This is a genomic window from Nocardia sp. NPDC050413, from assembly GCF_040655475.1.
Lineage (GTDB): Bacteria > Actinomycetota > Actinomycetes > Mycobacteriales > Mycobacteriaceae > Nocardia > Nocardia coubleae.
The window spans coordinates 82,850-97,298 of record NZ_JBFAJZ010000011.1 but is presented as its reverse complement, the minus strand read 5'-3'; the positions used below and the strand labels follow the sequence as shown (position 1 = coordinate 97,298).

The window sequence follows — 14,449 nt, the reverse complement described above, 5'->3', positions numbered from 1 at the left end:
CAGCCAGCCGGGGTGCGCCTACTCCCCGGCACGGAGGAAGGCGCCACCCGTTCGGTGCCGACGAGCGGATCGGGCTCGCCCGTACCGAAGACGTAGCGGCCTCCGTTCTTCTACACCGCGAGATCGCGCCGTGTGACCTTGCCGGTCGCGTTGCGCGGCAGCGGGTCGGACGTGATGCGCCAGTGCGCGGGAACTTTGAAGTAGGCCAGACGGGCGGCGAGGTAGTCGCGCAGTTCGTTCTCGTCGACGGCGCCGGGCTCTGCGACGACCACCGCGGCGACCTCTTGGCCCAGGTCGGGGTGCGGGACGCCGAAGACAGCGCAGTCGGTGACCGCCGGATGTTCGACGAGGACATTTTCGATTTCGGTCGGATACACGTTCTCCCCGCCGCGCAGGATCAGGTCGGTGCGCCTGCCCGACACGGTGAGCCTGCCGTCGGTCATCGTCCCGAAATCGCCTGAGCGCAACCACCTTCGGTCGTCGAGGACCTCCGCCGTCGCGGACTCGTTGTTCCAGTAGCCGAGCATCACGTACTGGCTGCGGATGAAGATCTCGCCTTCGGTCCCGTCGGGCAGCACCGCGCCGCCGGGGTCACGGATCTCCACCGACACCCCGATGATCGGCCTGCCGACCGACCCCGCGTCGGCCAGCAGATCCAGCGGTGTCGCCACGGTGGCGGCGGTGCCGCTCTCGGTGAGCCCGTAACTGGTGGTCAGCGACAGCGGAACTCCCGCGAGGTGTTCGCGCAGCCGCTCGAGCAGGGCGGGCGCCGAGGGCGCGGAGTTCAGCGACAGTGCCGCCAGCGTCGACAGGTCGTAGCCCGACACGTCGTGGTCGAGCAGCCGGGTCGCCATGGTCGGTACCGCCGCCCAGTTGGTGACCCGTTCCCGCTGGACCAGGGTCAGCACCCGGTCCACGTCGAAGGCGCCGTGCGGGAACACCGCCGCCGCACCGGTGGCCAGGCGTGGGATCACCAGATTGTGCAGGCTGGCGATGTGGAACAGCGGCGCGGTGACCAGGTACCGGCGGTCGCTCGGACCGTCACCGACCGGCTGACCGGTGAACGCCGCCTGCATGGCATCGGTGAAGCGGTGATATTCGGTGATCGCCAACAGGTTTCGCTGGGTATGCACCACGCCTTTGGCGCGCCCGCTCGTTCCGCTGGTGTACAGGATGACGGCCGGGTCGTCCTCTGCCACCGCGGTTTCCGGCATCGCGGCACCCCGGTACTCCGCGATGAGGGCGGGCAGGTCCTCCTCGAAGGTCAACACCGGTACGTCACTGTCCGTTTCGGCCAGCCGCGCAGACCTTTTCGCGTCGGCGACCACCACCTTCGGGGTGGTGTGGCCGAGCGCGAAGGCGATTTCCGGTGGCGCCCACCAGGCGTTGTAGCCCACCGGGATGGCGCCCAGACATTGGGCCGCCCAGAAGGTGACCACCCAGTCGGGACCGTTGGCGGCCAGGATCGCGACGCGGTCGCCCTTGCCGACGCCGTGGCGTTCGGCCAGCGCGGTAGCCAGCGCGCCGACCGCCGCCGCGTGCTCGCTGAAGCTGACCCGACGGTTCTCGGTGACGAGATAGTCGCGATCACCCCAGGTCAGGGAGTGCTCGAGCAGCTCACGCAGGCTGCGCCGCCGACGCGCGAACACCGGCATCGGCGCACCGAGCACCTCCTCGACCGTCATCTCGAAGGGCGCGCCGGGCGCGGTGAGTCCGGCCGCCACCTGTGCGACGAATACCTGGGGGTCAACGGCTTCGGTCATGAGGTCCTCCCTCGAGAGCGGTCGGTTCCGGCGACCGCGTCGAAGACCGCCTTCAGATAGTTGTCGCAGCGATCCGACCCGATGATGCCCGGCGCCATCCGATTCATGGTGTAGGCGAAGGTGATTCGACGATCCAGGTCGTTGACCACCATGGCGCCGCCGTAGCCCGCCCACCAGCAGACCCGGCCGTCGGGAATGTGTGGGTAGGTCTCGGGGCGCGGCAGGCCGTACCCGATGCCGAACCGCAGCGGGGTGAGCAGCGCCAGGTCGAGGCCGTCGGCCTGCTCGCGGAAGATCGACTCGATCGTGGCGGGTGAGAGGAACCGCCTGCCGCCGAGCTCACCACCGCACGAAACCAGGGACTGCACGCGAGCGACCGAACGCGCGTTGCCGTGCCCGTTCACCGCCCCCAGCTCGGCGGAACGCCAAGCGGGAGTGGCTGTTTCGGCGATGTCGAGCAGCGGGCTTGTGAGCGTTTTGACGAGAATGCTGTCGGGGTCGAGCGCGGACATGTCGAATTCGCGTTGCGGCGGTGCGACGAGCGTGGCGATCCGGTCGGCGTGCTCGGGTCCGGTGCCGATGTGGAAATCCGCACCGAGTGGTCCCGCCAGCTCGGCGGCGAAGAACTCGCCGAGGGTGCGACCGGTGGTGCGCCGCACCAATTCCCCGACCAGATGCCCATAGTCGAGGGCGTGATAGCCCGAGGCCGTGCCGGGCTCCCACCACGGTGGCTGCGCGGCGAGCCGGGCGGCGGCGGCTTCGGTGTCGTAGATGTCGGCGAGCGCGATGGGCCGTTCCCAACCCGAGACGCCCGAGGTGTGCGACAGCACGTGCCGCACCTCGACGCGGTCCTTGCCTTCGGCGGCGAATTCGGGCCAGTACCTGGCCACGGGTGCGTCGAGGTCGAGGTCGCCGCGATCCACGAGCAGCAGGGCGCACAGGGCGGTCATCGTCTTGGTCACCGAGAAGACGTTCACCAGGGTGTCGGCCTGCCAGGCCACGGTGCGGTCGGGGTCGGCGTGACCACCCCACAGGTCGAGGACCGGCTCGCCGTCGACCGTCACGCACAGCGACGCGCCGAGCTCGGCACCCGTGGCGAGCTGCTCGTCGAATACCGCTCGCACCTGCGCGAAGTCGTCCCGGCAGAAGCCCGCTGCGCGCGTCATCGGCTGGCCTCGGCCTGGGCGCGGGCGGGTACCGGCAACGTATTGCCCGCGGCCGCTGCACGTTTGGTCCCGCGCTCGAGCTCCTTGGTCAGCCCGCGGACGTACGGCTCGAATTCGACCTGGATGGTGTGGCGCGGCGAATCGTAGTACCGCCCGGCACGGGCATCGAGCCGGGCGTCGATCTCGGCGTCCATCTCGGCCCGCGAGGGCAGGTGATAGCGGCCGGTGAGGTAGGCGGCGACCAGCTTGGTCTGCTGTTCGGCGAAGTTGACCAGCGTCGGAGTCGGTTGTGCCAGACCGAGATAGAACAGATTGTCCACCGAGGGCCGCATCATCATCTGGAACAGCGGGAACCGGTTGTCACTGTCCGGCACCAGCGCCGGATCGGTGAAGAACGGGAAGCTGATGTGATAGCCGGTGGCGCACAGCACCACGTCGACCTGTTCGCTCGAGCCGTCGGCGAAATGGACGGTGTCACCGTCGAGCCGGGTGATGGCCGGCTTGCATTCCACATCCCCGCAGCCCGCGCGGTGCAGGAATTCCTCACTCGCCGACGGGTGCGCCTCGAACGGTTCGTGATCCGGTGCGGGCAGACCGTAGTTCTGCATCAGACCACGATTCTTGCGCACGAAGCGCTGCTTGAGTTTCAGCGCGACCTTCGGCGGCATCCATTTGGGCATCGACCGGCGGTCACCCACCTGGCCGCGCACGTATTTCGGGAGCACCCACACACCGCGCCGAGCCGACACGAACAGCCGTTCGGCCAGGAACCGCTGGGACAGTTCCGAGGCGATATCGAGCCCGGAATTACCCATGCCGACCACCACGATGCGCTTGCCACGCATGTCGATGGGATCGAAGGGGTCGTTGTAGGCGTGGCTGTGCATGAGCACACCGTCGAAATCACCGGGGTAGTCCGGCATCCGGGGGTCCCAGTGGTGGCCGTTGCAGACGATCAGCGCGTCGAAGATCTCGGTGTCACCGGCGGCCGTCACCAGCCAGCGGCCGTCGTCGGTCCGCTCGGCTGCCGTGACCAGCGCATCGAACCTGATCCGGTCGCGCAGGCCGAAATGGTCGACGTAGTCCTTGAAGTACTGGTGCAGTTGCGAATGGTGCGGAAAGTCCGGCCAGTCCGCGGGAGCGGGGAAGTCCTCGAACTGCAGGCGGTACTTGGACGTATCGATGTGCAGGCTCTGATAGCAGGCCGACATGCCGTTGGGATTGCGGTAATACCAATTGCCGCCGACCTCGTCGGACGCCTCGTAACAGACGAACGGAATGCCGTACTCGGCAAGGCGTTTGGCCGCCGTGATACCCGACGGGCCCGCCCCGATGACGCAAACCCTCGGCAGCTCCGGTGTATTCATGCACGACTCCTCATCGGCTCACGCTCGCCGACGTGACCCGCACCACACGATAGCGGTTCGCTGGACACAGCGTCCAGTGAATGAGCATGCCGTCTACGATGGGGCCCATGTCGCCGGAACCCACCGCCCAGCGGGGCTCGCTGCGCGAGGAACACAAGCGCCTGACCACGGCACGCATCGTCGACACCGCGCGCACACTGTTCGAGACCCGCGGCTACTCCTCGGTCCGGGTCGACGACATCGCCGCCGCCGCGGGCTGCAGCCGGGCCACGTTCTACCTGCACTTCACCGGTAAACCCGAGGTGCTGCGCGCCATCGCCAACCAGGGCACGCTCACCAGCGTCCGGATGGTCTACGCCGACCTCGACCGCGTGCTCACCACCGGATCACGTGCGGCGTTCGCGGACTGGATGGCCCGCGCCATCGACTGGTTCTTCGTGAACAAGGACATGCTGCCCGCCTGGGACGAAGCCACCGCGGTGGAACCGGAATTCCGCAGGCTGGCCCGCGAGGGCATCATGACGCTGGCCGACAGCATGCCGGACTATCTCGCCCGCTGGCCCGAGGACCGGCGCGAGGAAGCCCGGTTACGGATCGAACTGCTCGTCGCCCAGCTCGAGCGGTTCTTCACCCGCTGGGCTATGCAGGGCACCATCGACGTGACCGCCGAACAGGCCGCCGAAGTCCTCACCGACGTCTGGTTCCCCGCGCTGCGCGCCCCGTGAAAACTCAGAGCAGGCCGACGCACCGCGCCTGCGCGATGGCCGCACCGCGCGCGTTCACCCCGAGCTTCTGATAGATGCCGCGCAGGTGCGTCTTCACCGTGTTCACCGAGACCCCGAGGTCGGCGGCGATGCTGGTGGCGGTCAGCCCCGACGGAAGACGGCGCAGCACAACGAGTTCGGTGTCGGTGAGCCGTGGTGCGTCGGCCATGGCGCCACGGTGGGCGCGCACGTGGTCGACGAAGGCGTCGTAGCGACCGAAATGCGAACCCAGCCGGTCGAGCAGTTCGGCGGCACCCGGCACGTCGAGGAACGGGCGGATCAGGTGTTCGCCACTCGCGTGGGCAAGGGCCTGCTCGAAGGCGTCCTCGACCTTGCGCGGACGATCGAGCTGGTCGGCGGCGACCGCGATGAGCAGCCACGCGGCCACGGCCTGACCGTCGGTGACCTCGCCGACCAGCGGTGTCAGCAGCGGCAGGACGGCGGCCGGGCGCTGGGTGTGCAGGGCAAGGGCCGCTTCGGCCAGCTGGGTGTCGACGGTCTTGCCGAGTACCCGGGTCGCGTGGTCGACGAGGGCGCGCGCCTCGACCTTGGCATGCACCCGCAGCAGTAGCCACAGCACCTCGGTGACCAGGTTTCCGGCGCCGAGCAGCGCCGGGGCGTCGTCGAGCAGGTGGTGCAGGCGCCTGCTCAGCGCGGTGGCCGCGGCGGCACGGTCGATGGTGTCGTCGAAGGTGAGGACGCCGATGACGATGCGGGCCTGACGCAACAGGGCGGGGGTGGTCGTGTCGTCGGCCGACAGGTCGGGCAGCGGCTTGCCGTAAGCACAACCCTGCCGGTGCGCGCCGTAGGCGGCGGTCACGCGAGCCATCGCGGCCTCCGACGACCCGGTGAGCCCGTAGCGATCAGCACACTCGAGGGCCTGGGCGGCCAGCACCCGCAGCTCACCGACCCGGCCCGTGATGCCCGATGCCGCCGCGACCGCCGTGCGTGCCCGTACCGCGACGCGTCCGAGTCCCGCCTCCTCGGCGTAGACGACCGCATGCCGCAAAGCCGCTGTGCCGCTGACTATCCGGCCGCCGAACACTTCGGCCGCACCGCAATGCAGTGCCACGTAGCAGTCGAGATCTGTTTGCCCGGTGACCGGCGGCAACGGCCACCGCATGGAGGCCGAATCACCGGCCAACACGGCCACCCCCGCGCTCACCGCGTGATCGAGTGCGGCGATCCATTCGGCCGGGACCAGTGCCGACCCCGGCCACGAGCCCACATGGGCCGCCTCCAAATACACTTCCGCCGCGGCGATCTCACCGTCTTCGACCGCCACGGCGGCGCGCAACAATCCGACGAATGTGTCGTCCGACAGGCCGGGTACCTGATCGAGGGCGTGCAACAGCAGGTGACCCTTGCCGTCGAGCACCATCCGTACGCCCCACTCCCACAGGAACGACGCCAGCCCCGGCGCACCCGGTTCGGCGAGCACATGGTCCAGGGCACACCCGGGCAGCGCGGCGCCGGTGAACCACTCGGCGAGGTGCCGGTGCAACCCGGGCAGGCGTTCGGCCCTGGTGTGCGCGGCCTCGGCCAGCAGGTAGGCGCGCAGCAGCGGGTGATAGGTGTACCAGAGCTGTCCGTCGGTGGCGACCGTGTGCAGCGGGAAGCTGGCACGCAGTAGTTCGTCGAGAATGCGCGACGCGTCGAGGCCGAGCAGTTCCTCGGCCATCGGCAGGCAGAACCGGGTGGGAACGGCTGTCGTGAGCAGGAATTCGACGGTGCGTGGGGGCAGCGTCTCGATGAGTTCGGCGACGAGGAAGTCGGCGACCGCGTGGGTCGGTGCGGCCAGCGCGGTGAGGGCGGTGGTCCGGTCCTCGGTGCCGAGCGAGATGGCGGCGATCCGGACCAGGGCGGCCCAGCCGCGGGTGAGCTCGTGCAGGGCGGCGAGGTCGGTGTCGTCGAGGTGGCAGTCGTGCTGGGCGAGCAGCTGGGCGACGCGATCCGGCGGCATGGCGAGCTCGGTCGCGCCGAGGCGGGTGAGCCTGCCCGCCAGGTCGAGCACGTGCCAGCGCAGCGGCGGTTCGAAACGACCACCGAGCAGCACGGTGATCTTCGGCGGCAAGCGGGTGAGCAGGTACTCCAGTCCCGCGAGTTGCAGCGGGTCGGTGAGCAGGTGGACATCGTCGATGACGAGGACGGTCTCCTCGGTGTCGGCGAGCGCGGCGACGAGGTCGGCGGCGCGGTCGGCAGGCGTGCGCAGGACACCGTCGGGAACGGACGCGGCCGTCGGATCGAGCGCCCGGGCCACGGCGGCGAGCAGGTCTGCGCCCGGGCTGGTGCACACCGTCAGCCAGGCCAGCCGTGGCGCCGGCCGGGCGGTGTTCACCCAGTCGACCATGGCCACGGTCTTGCCGCTGCCTGCCGGTCCGCATACCAGGACGACGTGCCCCGGCGCGGTGCGGGCACTGTCGAAAGCCGCGGTCGCCGCGTCGCAGCGGACGGGGGCGAAGGACAGTTCGGGAACGCGGTCCTCGGTCCCACGGCCGGCCACAGCTATCGCGGAGCGTGCCATCACGAGCCTCCTGAACTCGAGTTCTCACCTGCCCCCGACATCGTGTGCGAGTTCGACGGTAGGCCACGCGGGCGCCACGAGTTTGCTGGTGACGACATCTCGACGTGCTCGTTACCAGATCGACGCAGGCTCTTTGCGCGGCCCGCTCCGCGACCTCAGTCGGGCAGGCGTGACATCTCGAGCAGCGTGAGGCCGAGGGTGTCGATGCGCGCGAGAATCCCGCGCACAGCGGTGCTGTCGGCGACCGTGCCGAACAGCGTCGTTGTCCCGGCCGCGGCATGATCGCTGGGAATGAGCTCGGGAAACGCAGCGAGCACACGATCGGACAGTTCGCCCTCGAGGACGAATTGATAGCGCAGCGGCCCGGACATGGTGCCAGTCTCGCAATTCGCGCCCGGGTCGCACCTCACCCGAGGCGGGTGAAATCGGCGGTGGCCGACTATTTGCTGGGCAGGGTTTCAGCGAAGGCGACGCCGCGGGTCACCCAGTCCCGCAGCGACGCATCGTCATCGACCGCCTCGGCGGTGACGCGTAACCAACCGCTGAGCTCGCGGCCACCCATCACCATCGGCGACACCGCGGACCCGTCGAGCAGCGCGTCGCCCTCGGCCGGATCCACGCGCACCAACAACCCGCCCTGTCCGCTGGCGGCGACGGCCATGTTGCCGCCGATCAGGAACGCGAGCCCACCGAACATCTTCTTCTCGGCGAGATCGGCTCGAGGGTAGACGATCTCCCGGATCCGCTCGGCGAGTTCCTCGTCGTATGCCATGGGCCGAGTATGCGCCGGGGCACCGACAGATCCACGCTGCTTCCCCGGCCACCAAAATTTTAAACACCTCTTTTTCTGTTTCCGGGACTGCGGCCGAACCGACTGGCTAATCTCGCGCTCACCACAGCTCGACACAGGAGAACACCATGCAGATCCACCAGGCACGGCGCACCGGCTTCGGCCTCACAGCTTTCACCGCGATCGCGGCGGCCGCCGTGCTGACGGCACCGCAGGCCTCGGCGCTCGTCCAGAGCATCGCGGTGAGCGGCACCACCCACTACGTGGGCACCCCCTACACCGTGACGGCCGACGTCACCGCCACCTCGTTCCTGTTCAAGGTGACCTTCACCGACAACGGCACGCAGATCGGCGAGCCGGTGGCGGTCAAGGACGGCAAGGCGACGATCACCTGGACACCGTCCACACCCGGCGCCCACGAGATCAAGGCGGTGCAGGAACTCATCAGCTCCAAGACCGTCACCGTGCAGGTCTCCGAGAAGCCGACCACCCCGCCCGACGGTGGCAGCACCGGCTCCGCCGACCTGGGTGGACTGCTCACCGGTTCGGCGAGCTAGCTGCGCACATGACGACGGCCGCCACGTGCTGCGTGGCGGCCGTCGTCGTGTGTGTTTCAGACGCCGAGGGCGGCGGCGAACATCGGCCAGGAGTCGTGCACGTCGTCCTGCCAGTACGGCCAGGCGTGCGTGCCCGCGGCCCGGAAGCGGACGTCGGCGGGGATACCGAGCTGACCGAGGCGTCCGACGAGCGGTCCCGAGCAGCTGCCGACGACGGCTTCCATGGTGCCGCCGACCAGGACCCGGTCGAGCAGCACGCCGACATTGCCCGCGATGCTCGGATCGTTGAGCGCCTCGTGCGGGCCCGGGGCACCGTTGCCCGAGGACAGGTACACCGAGGTGCCACGCAACCGATCCGCGTGCAGCACCGGGTCGTTGGCCACCCACGCCGGGTCGCCGGGTCCGCCCCACATGTTGTCGGCATTGGCGCCGAAGGTGGCGAGCTGGGAACGGACCAGGGTCTGGGCCAGCGGATTCGCGGTCTGCGTGCACCCACTGAAGGCGCCGACCGCACGGTAGCGACCCGGGGCGGCGATGGCCAGGTTCAGCGCCGAGGTGGCCGACATCGACAGTCCCGCGACGCCGTTGGCGCCGGTCATGCCGAACCGGTCGTCGAGCAGCGGGGGAAGTTCGCTGGTGAGGAAGGTGGTCCACTTGTTGCGGCCGAGGACCGGATCGTCACGTTGCCAGTCGGTGTACATGCTGGCCCGGCCGCCGATCGGGACGATCACGTTCACCGGCTTGTCGGCGAAGAAGTCGACCACATCGGTGCGCCGCATCCATGGCCCGCCGCTCTCTCCGCCGTCGACGGCGTTGAGCAGATACAGCGCGGGCGCGCCCGGACCGGGATGCGACATCCACAGCGTGATCGGCCGGTTCATCGCCGCCGAATGGACGACGACCTCGAATTGCCTGCCGCCGAGCGGCCGGACCTCGAGGATCGATGAATTCGCCGATGCCGCAGGTGAGACGACCACACCGCAGCCGAGCAGGACGAGCAGACAGCACAACAGCCGACGCATGCGCACGAGTGTGCCGCATCGATCCATAGATACCCTGCATTGACCGCGATTGTGTCCGTGTCGTCCGATATGGGTGGGCTACGGCGTTTCGGCCGGTACCCGGGCGGCGCGGACGACGCCGGCGAGGACGTCATCGATGCCGGTGGCGGTGAGGCCGAAGGTGGTGCGCACAGCTGTGTCGTCGACCAGGAAGTCGCGGCGCGACATGTGCGCGGTCTCCAGCAGTTCGGGCCAGAACGGGTCGTCGCGGCCGAGTTCGAGGATCTCGTCGTCGGTCATCTCGGTGAGCACGGGGGCCGGTGCGTCCGCGAGCTCCGCGAGACGGGTCGCGAGGGTACGGATGGTCGTCGTGACGACCGGGGCGTGCCAGGCGCGACCCCACGCACGATCGTCACCGGCCACGGTGACCAGTGCCCGTGCGGCGTCGTCGACGACGGTGAACGCGTGTGCGAGATCGAGGCCCTGCGGCACACTCGCGGGTTCGCCCGCCAGGACCGCGGGCTGCACGAGCAGGGAGAACAGGGAGACGGCGCCGACACCGACGAACTGACCCGCGCGCACCTCGGTGACGCGGACCCGGCCCGCCCGATGGGCGTCGAGCGCGTCGGTCCACACCTGGGCGCGAACACGACCCTTGGCACCGGTGGCCGCGAGCGGGGCGGTTTCGTCCACCACGCCCTCCACGGGTCCGTAGGCGTAATGGTTGCCGAGCAGCACCAGGTCGGCGCCGGCCGCTTCGGTCGCGGCCCTGATCGAATCGAACAGGGGCGGAAGGGTTTCCGGCCAGGTGTGGTAGGCGGGCATGGCGCAGTTGAAGACGGTGCGGGCACCCCGGGCGAGGTCGGTCAGGGCGGCGGTGTCGGTGGCGTCGAGCGCGATCAGCTCCACGTTCGGGTGGGTGGGGCCGAGCCCGCCTCGGCTCACCATGCGCACCCGCTCCCCCGCTTCGGCGAGCAGCAGTGCGGTGGCTGTCGCGACCCCGCCACGACCGACGATCACATTCAAGGACACGGTATTTCCTTTCCCAGCAGGATGTTTCGTCCAACGATGCCGGGCTGGGCCGGGCTACACTAGTGGCCGGAATGCCAGCTATCCCAAGGATCGGGCCATGAAGACGATCGCGGTGGTCGCCGTCGCGCCGGTGAAGGCGTTCGACCTGTCCATGCCCGAGACCCTGATGGGTTCGGTGCTCGTCGACGGCGAACCCGGGTATCGGGTGGTGGTGTGTACGGCGGAACCAGGTGTATTGCCCTCCACGCCAAGCGGATTCGACGTGGTCGTCCGGCACGGGCTGGCGGTGCTCGACGAGGCCGACACCGTGATCGTGCCGAGCACCGGCAGTCGCACCGGTGCCGACCCGGTCACCCTCGCCGCGCTGCGAGCGGCCGTCGCGCGTGGTGTGCACGTCACCTCGATCTGCAGCGGCGCCTTCGTTCTCGCGCAGGCGGGGTTGCTCGACGGGCGCACCGCGACGACGCACTGGGGGCTGGCCGACGAACTGGCCACGGCTCATCCACTGGTGACGGTGCGGGCGGACGCGCTGTTCATCGAGGACGGGCCGGTCACCACGGCGGCGGGGGCCGCGGCCGGGATCGACCTGTGCCTGCACCTGATCCGCACCGACTACGGCGCCACCGTCGCCAACGCGGCCGCCCGGGCCGCCGTGGTGACGCCGGTACGGCCGGGTGGGCAAGCCCAGTTCGTCGACACCGCACTACCGCCCGACGAGGATCTCTCGCTCTCGGCCACCCGTGCCTGGGCCATGCAGCGCCTCGACACTCCCCTGTCGCTGCGCGATCTCGCCGCGCATGCCCGGACCAGTGTGCGCACGCTGACCCGGCGGTTCCACGAGGAAACCGGGCTCAGTCCACAGAAGTGGTTGCTGCATCAGCGCATTCATCGCGCGCGCGAACTGCTCGAATCCACGACTTTGCCGATCGAACTGGTCGCCCGGCACAGCGGGATGGGGACGGCGGAGTCGTTGCGCCAGCACATGATCCGTCAGCTCGGTGTGCCGCCGAGTGTCTATCGCGCCAACTTCGCCACGGTTCGGTGAATCGTCGACGAACCTACTTCCGAGCTACAGCGGTGTCGCACGAACGCAGGCGGCCTCAGCTGAGGAGCGTGGTGACGATGCGGTTGGCGTCGCGCAGGCGGGCGGCGGCGTTCGGTGTGCGTTCGAGGACCCAGACACCCTGGAGGAAGACGAGCAAGAACCGGGCGAGGGCGCGGGGGTCGCTGTCGGGAGCGAGTTCGGCCTGGGCGCGGGCGCGGGTTAGAGCGCCGGTCAGCGCGGTTTCGGTACGCGCCCAACTGGATTCGACCGCCCTGGCGACCTCCTGATCACGGGCGGCCAGCTCCACCGCCGATGTGGTGACCAGGCAGCCGAGGAAACGGTCCTCGGCGCACGACTCGCGCACGAACTCGTCGATCAGCGCGCGCACGGCGGGCAGCGCCGGGCCGGGCACGGACAGCTGCGCGGTGACCCGTTCGTCGACGACCTCCAGGTGCCGCTGCAGTGCCCGCATGAACAGGTCGTGCTTGTTGCCGAAGGTGGCGTAGATGGAACCCCTTGCTATGCCGAGATGCTCGGTGAGATCGGCCATCGAGGTCGACTCGTACCCGCGCTCCCAGAACAGATCGAGTGCGCGGCCCAGTACCACATCGGGGTCGAATTCCTTGGTGCGCGCCACTGTTCGAGCCTAACAGCGCCGCTGGTCAGCGGGGTCCCGCGAGCGGGTACTGCGGGTAGGCCGGGCGGGCAGGTGCGAAGAAGGGCGCCGACTTCGGGTTCCAGAGCAGCACGACGGCTCCGAGCCCGATGGCGAAACCGGCGAGGGTGAACGCCAGCGCGCCCGGGGTGACGCCCAGGTCCGCCACCACCCCGAGTACCGCGTAGAGCGTCGAGAGCACGTTGAACCCGAAGAACACCGTCGAGGTGATCCGCGCCCAGTTCTTCCCGGCCCGGCACGCGAACGCCATCCAGATCCACAGCCCCACGGTGATCAGCGCCCCGACCACCGTCGCACCGACCGTCGCGTACACGAGGACATCGAGACTCGAGCCGCGGAACATGCCATCGGAGGAGTCGAGAAGGGTCGTGCGAACGGTGTCGATATCGGTGAGCGAATACGCCCCGCCGAGAAACGCCACCGCCGCCCCGACCAGCATCACGATGAACGCCATCCGGATGTTCTCCGGAACCACCCGCGGCTCGGTCTCCGCCGGTTCGGGCACATACGCGGGATACGGTGCAGGCGAATACCCCGGCCCGACCGGCTGCTGCCCAGCCACATAGGGCTGCCCCGTAGCGGCGCCGGGCGGGAACTGCGCGCCGATCGCCTGCCCGGGCGGATAGGTCTGGCCGCCCGGCTGCCGGCCGGGAACATAAGGCTGTCCCGGAGCTGAGCCGGGCGCGAACTGCTGCCCGGGCGCAGGCTGACCTACGGCGGGCACCGGTCCCTGCGGCTGACCCGGCGCATACAGGTGCTGACCCGGCGCGAACGCAGCGGTTGCTGGGGCAGGCGGCTGCGGGACGGCCACTTCGTCGGCGGGGTACGACGTCAGTTCGTTCGGCTCCTGCGCGTACTGCTTGTCGTCCGAACCGGACATGACCGGGTACCCCCTTCGATGGAAACCACACCACCCTATCGCGACCGGCACCCCACTGCCGCCTCCGAAGCGGTGCCCCGTCGCACCTGCGCACAGCTACCAGGCGACGGTTCCCTGGTCGTCGAAGAAGCCGCCTCGGGGGCCGTCGTCGGGGAGGGTGGCGAGGCGCAGGGCGATCGCGGCGCCCTGCTCGGGCGTGCGTTCACCGGCGAATCCGGTGAAGTCGGTGGCGACGTAGCCGGGGCAGGCCAGGTTCACGATGATGTTCGTGTCGGCGAACCGGCGAGCGTACTGGGCCGTGACGCTGTTGAGCATCGACTTGGAAGGTGCGTAGGCGGCCATGACCGGCCCGGTCTGCAGAGTCAGCGAGCCCATATTGCTCGACATGTTGACGATCCGGGGCGCGGTGGCACGACGGAGCAGCGGGAGCATCGCGTTCGTCACCCGGATCACCCCGAGCACGTTCGTTTCCAGGACCGTGCGCGCGACATCGAGGTCGAGGGTTGTGGGGTCCTGCGCGCCGTCCTCGAACCGGCCTGCGATGCCGGCGTTGTTGACGAGCACGTCGAGTCGCCCGGCTTGTTTCTCGATGCTCGCGGCCGCGGCGGTGACACTCTCGTCGGAGGTGACATCGAGGGCGACGCCGAACGCGTCTATGCCCTCGGCACGCAACCGCGCCACGGCCTCCCCACGTCGGGTCTCGTCGCGCGCTCCCACCGCGACCGCGAAGCCGAGAGATCCGAGACCTTCGGCGATGGCGAAGCCGATGCCCTTGTTCGCGCCGGTGACCAGCGCTGTCCTGGCGTTGTTCACGCACTCCATGCTCGGCGCGCGATATCCGTTGCGTCCAATATTGATCGGGTACCTCGAGATACCCGGCGGGT

General features: G+C 69.2%; 14 protein-coding genes. 3 read left to right on the top strand and 11 right to left on the bottom strand.

Translation table 11 applies throughout. The features are described 5' to 3' along the window. Positions 1-110: 110 nt before the first annotated feature. The 3 genes from AB0I19_RS23515 to AB0I19_RS23505 are packed head-to-tail and all read right to left on the bottom strand — an operon-like array spanning position 111 to position 4,296. Positions 111-1,763 carry a class I adenylate-forming enzyme family protein gene (locus AB0I19_RS23515; protein WP_357151176.1) on the bottom strand — a complete coding sequence of 551 codons (1,653 nt, stop codon included), beginning with the start codon at positions 1,761-1,763 and terminating at the stop codon, positions 111-113. Continuing rightward, complete coding sequence (locus AB0I19_RS23510) at positions 1,760-2,929, bottom strand: serine hydrolase domain-containing protein (protein ID WP_357151174.1); 1,170 nt, start codon at positions 2,927-2,929, stop codon at positions 1,760-1,762. The genes AB0I19_RS23515 and AB0I19_RS23510 overlap by 4 nt, the downstream gene beginning before the upstream one ends. Next, positions 2,926-4,296: an NAD(P)-binding domain-containing protein gene (locus AB0I19_RS23505; protein WP_357151172.1), complete on the bottom strand. Its 1,371-nt coding sequence runs from the start codon at positions 4,294-4,296 to the stop codon at positions 2,926-2,928. Before AB0I19_RS23505 ends, AB0I19_RS23510 begins: the two co-directional genes overlap by 4 nt. A gap of 107 nt (positions 4,297-4,403) precedes the next feature. On the opposite strand from AB0I19_RS23505, the gene AB0I19_RS23500 reads away from it, so the two are divergent. Next, positions 4,404-5,021, top strand: coding sequence for a helix-turn-helix domain-containing protein (locus tag AB0I19_RS23500; protein WP_357151170.1), 618 nt, complete (start codon positions 4,404-4,406; stop codon positions 5,019-5,021). Between the two features lie 4 nt (positions 5,022-5,025). Here the strand turns inward: AB0I19_RS23500 and AB0I19_RS23495 are convergent, their stop codons facing one another. The 3 genes from AB0I19_RS23495 to AB0I19_RS23485 form a co-directional block, all read right to left on the bottom strand. Next, positions 5,026-7,584 carry a LuxR C-terminal-related transcriptional regulator gene (locus AB0I19_RS23495; RefSeq protein WP_357151168.1) on the bottom strand — a complete coding sequence of 853 codons (2,559 nt, stop codon included), beginning with the start codon at positions 7,582-7,584 and terminating at the stop codon, positions 5,026-5,028. A 155-nt stretch (positions 7,585-7,739) separates the two neighbouring features. Beyond that, positions 7,740-7,955: a hypothetical protein gene (locus AB0I19_RS23490; RefSeq protein WP_067491732.1), complete on the bottom strand. Its 216-nt coding sequence runs from the start codon at positions 7,953-7,955 to the stop codon at positions 7,740-7,742. Between the two features lie 68 nt (positions 7,956-8,023). Then, positions 8,024-8,356 carry a TfoX/Sxy family protein gene (locus tag AB0I19_RS23485; protein WP_357151166.1) on the bottom strand — a complete coding sequence of 111 codons (333 nt, stop codon included), beginning with the start codon at positions 8,354-8,356 and terminating at the stop codon, positions 8,024-8,026. Between the two features lie 146 nt (positions 8,357-8,502). On the opposite strand from AB0I19_RS23485, the gene AB0I19_RS23480 reads away from it, so the two are divergent. Then, complete coding sequence (locus AB0I19_RS23480) at positions 8,503-8,931, top strand: Ig-like domain-containing protein (RefSeq protein ID WP_357151164.1); 429 nt, start codon at positions 8,503-8,505, stop codon at positions 8,929-8,931. A gap of 56 nt (positions 8,932-8,987) precedes the next feature. On the opposite strand, the gene AB0I19_RS23475 is transcribed toward AB0I19_RS23480, so the two are convergent. Beyond that, entirely contained in the window at positions 8,988-9,953 is a 966-nt protein-coding gene (locus tag AB0I19_RS23475; RefSeq protein WP_357151162.1) for an alpha/beta hydrolase family protein, read from the bottom strand. A gap of 78 nt (positions 9,954-10,031) precedes the next feature. Further along, positions 10,032-10,964, bottom strand: coding sequence for an NAD-dependent epimerase/dehydratase family protein (locus AB0I19_RS23470; RefSeq protein WP_357151160.1), 933 nt, complete (start codon positions 10,962-10,964; stop codon positions 10,032-10,034). A gap of 97 nt (positions 10,965-11,061) precedes the next feature. Here AB0I19_RS23470 and AB0I19_RS23465 point away from each other — a divergent pair, with 97 nt between their 5' ends. Continuing rightward, positions 11,062-12,009: a helix-turn-helix domain-containing protein gene (locus AB0I19_RS23465; RefSeq protein WP_357151158.1), complete on the top strand. Its 948-nt coding sequence runs from the start codon at positions 11,062-11,064 to the stop codon at positions 12,007-12,009. Between the two features lie 55 nt (positions 12,010-12,064). On the opposite strand, the gene AB0I19_RS23460 is transcribed toward AB0I19_RS23465, so the two are convergent. The 3 genes from AB0I19_RS23460 to AB0I19_RS23450 form a co-directional block, all read right to left on the bottom strand. Next, positions 12,065-12,646: a TetR/AcrR family transcriptional regulator gene (locus AB0I19_RS23460; RefSeq protein ID WP_181699570.1), complete on the bottom strand. Its 582-nt coding sequence runs from the start codon at positions 12,644-12,646 to the stop codon at positions 12,065-12,067. A gap of 25 nt (positions 12,647-12,671) precedes the next feature. Beyond that, entirely contained in the window at positions 12,672-13,565 is an 894-nt protein-coding gene (locus tag AB0I19_RS23455) for a hypothetical protein (protein ID WP_357151156.1), read from the bottom strand. Between the two features lie 96 nt (positions 13,566-13,661). After that, on the bottom strand, positions 13,662-14,387 hold the full coding sequence (locus AB0I19_RS23450) for an SDR family oxidoreductase (RefSeq protein ID WP_357151154.1): 726 nt from the start codon (positions 14,385-14,387) through the stop codon (positions 13,662-13,664). Positions 14,388-14,449 lie beyond the last annotated feature (62 nt).